The organism is Bacillus sp. NEAU-Y102 (genome assembly GCF_054788175.1).
On the sequence record NZ_JBTWFK010000032.1, the window covers coordinates 1 to 3,283 of the forward strand.

Genomic DNA, 3,283 nt, shown 5'->3' on the forward strand with positions numbered 1-3,283 from the left:
TATGTATTAAATGAAGCTAAAAAACTTGTCCCTATTGGAACAGTAGGTGAACTTTATATAGGAGGTATCGCATTAGCACGAGGATATTTGAATCAACCTGAATTAACAAAGGCCTCATTTATCCCACACCCATTCAAGAATAGCTCTAATGATAGATTATATCGGACTGGTGATTTAGTTAAATATTTACCTGATGGAAATATAGAATATATAGGAAGAGCTGATAAACAAGTTAAGATTAGAGGATTTCGAATTGAGTTAGGTGAAATTGAAACAATATTAGGAAATCATCCAGACATTAAAGAAGTTACTGTGGTAGCGCAAGAAGATTCATTTGGAGATAACATCTTAGTAGCCTATATTGTGGGCGAAGGAGATACACAAGAGTGGAGAAAACATGTAGGGGTACATCTTCCAAATTATATGGTCCCGGCTCATTTTATCAAGATAGAATCATTGCCATTAACTGTTAATGGGAAGGTAGATAAAGATGCTTTACCTGCATGGGCCTCTATTATACAAACGAACGAGGGATATATAGCACCTCGGAATAGAGTAGAGCAAAAAATGGTAGAAATTTGGTCAGAGGTATTAGGGATTGACTCCTCTGCCATTGGAATAAACGATAATTTTTTTGAGTTAGGTGGACACTCTCTCCTAGCAACTAAAATAACTTCACGTTTAGGTGTTGATTTTTCAATTCTAGTACAAATACGTGATATATTTGAATACCCTACCATTAAACATTTCTCAAAACGTTTAACATTTTTATTGGGAAAAACGGGGGAGATCGATGTTTTTACACCATTACAATCAGTTAAACGTGAACAATACGAACCATTATCTTTCGCTCAACAGCGTTTATGGATAATGGATAAAATTGTAACAAATAGTGCGCTTTACAATGTCCCGATTGCATGGCGTTTAAAAGGAAAATGGAACATTGATATGTTAAAAAAAGGATATAATGCAATAATACATCGCCATGAAATTCTACGGACAGTATTTCATGAAGTTGAAGGAAAACCAGTGCAAATTGTTCAACAAGATATAACAGTTCCCTTATCAGTAATTGATTTGCGTTATCTTTCTCTTTCTCCTGAAGATAAAACATCTAAAATAGAAAATATATCAAAAATAGAAGCTAAAAAGCCATTTGATTTAAGCCAAGGACCTTTATTACGTACTCATTTAATAATAATGGACAATAAAGAGTTAGTACTTCTTTGCACCATCCATCATATTATTTTTGATCGCTGGTCATTAGATACCTTTATCAATGAATGGATGAGTTTTTATCAGGCATTTTTAGAAAACGAAACTGAAAAGCTTCCCCCTTTACCTGTTCAGTATATTGATTTTACAAAATGGCAAAAAAGTTGGTTAACAGAAGACATTATACAAAAACAAATAGCATATTGGGGGAAAGAATTACGCGGTTTACTTCCTATATTGGAACTCCCATTGGATTACCCTCGTCCAATAATACAAAGCTATAATGGAGATACGTATCAAATTGTCCTACCCAATAAATTGTTAGAAAAAATAAAAGTATTCAATTCTAAGGAAGGCGTTACATTATTCGCCACATTATTAGCAAGTTATCAAGGGTTTCTTTCTCGTTATACCAATCAAAAAGATATTTTAGTAGGCAGCCCAATTGCAAATAGGAATTATCCAGGAGTTGAAGATCTTATTGGATTCTTTGCAAATACTGTAGTCTATCGTGCAGATTGCTCAAATAATATAACATTTAAAGAATTGGTCCAACAAATAAAGAAAAAAATGTTAGATGCACAAGAAAACCAGGACGTTCCTTTTGAAAAAGTTATAGAAGCTATACAACCAGAACGTGATATGAGTTATTCTCCATTATTTCAGACAATGTTTGTTTTTCACAATCAATTAAAAGAGTTACCAAAATTATTAGATCATAGCGTAGAAAAAATCCCTAGACATATGAATGGTGCAAAGTTTGATATAACTATAGCAATGGAAGAGATACCAACAGGATTACAAGTGGATTTTGAATATAATACAGACTTATTTAAGGTTTCTACAATAAAAAGAATGGCTCAATCTTTTGAAATTTGGCTAGATGAAATTTTACAATTTCCGGAGGAACCTATTGAGAATCTAAGAATACTCACTAAGAACGAAGAAAAGCAATTATTACATGAATGGACTAACATAGAGGGCAATTATCAAAAAGATGTAGTGATTCAAGAGTTATTTGAACAGCAAGTAATTCAGAATCCAGATTCTGTTGCATTGGTATATAAAGATCAACAGTTAACTTATAAGGAATTAAATGAAAAAGTAAATCAATTAGCTTTTTATCTACAAAAACGAAACATAGGCCCTGAAAGTATGGTAGGGGTTTATATAGAACGTTCTTTAGAGATGATTGTAAGTATATTAGGAATAATAAAAGCTGGTGGCGCATATGTCCCACTAGATCCCGCATATCCAACAAAGAGGCTTGAATATATCTTGAAAGATGCCAACATACAAGTATTGCTGACACAAAGTCATCTAACACAGTGGATACCTAAAGAAATAGATTGTATTGATATAAAAGAACATGAAATGAATATTTCGAGAGAAAAAAATATAAATCCTACAATTGAAGTTAAACCAGATAATTTGGCATATGTAATTTATACATCTGGATCCACAGGAAATCCAAAGGGTGTCCTTTATGAACAAAAAGGTCTATGTAATTTTATTAATGCCAGCATTAATTTTACAAAATTAAATACGGGTAGTAAGGTAGTTCAGTTTTCTTCAATTGCATTTGATGTTTCACTATATGATATCTTCGCAACTCTGGTGTCTGGTGGAACTTTATATGTATGTGGTCAACAAGATATTATGCCAGTCGAGCCACTTACCCAGTTTTTGCTAGAAAAAAAATTTACGCATGCATTTTTACCACCTACGGTACTAAATCTGTTAGATGAATCTAAATTTGAGGAATTACAAACTGTTATTTCTGCGGGTTCAGTCTGTAGTGAACAAGTGGCAAAACGATGGGTGAAAAATCACCTCTTTATAAATGCATATGGTCCAACAGAAGCATCGGTTGCTACTATAGACATTTATAGCGGCAAAGGGACACCACCTATTGGTCGATCTATTCCCAATGTAGAGGTGTATGTATTAAATGAAGCTAAAAAACTTGTCCCTATTGGAACAGTAGGTGAACTTTATATAGGAGGTATCGCATTAGCACGAGGATATTTGAATCAACCTGAATTAACAAAGGCCTCATTTATCCCAC

General features: G+C 33.3%; 1 protein-coding gene. It reads left to right on the plus strand.

Annotated elements, in window-relative coordinates; translation table 11 throughout:
* A partial coding sequence (locus tag ACYFX0_RS30920) for an amino acid adenylation domain-containing protein (RefSeq protein ID WP_460272075.1) occupies window positions 1-3,283 on the plus strand: 3,283 nt, incomplete at both ends.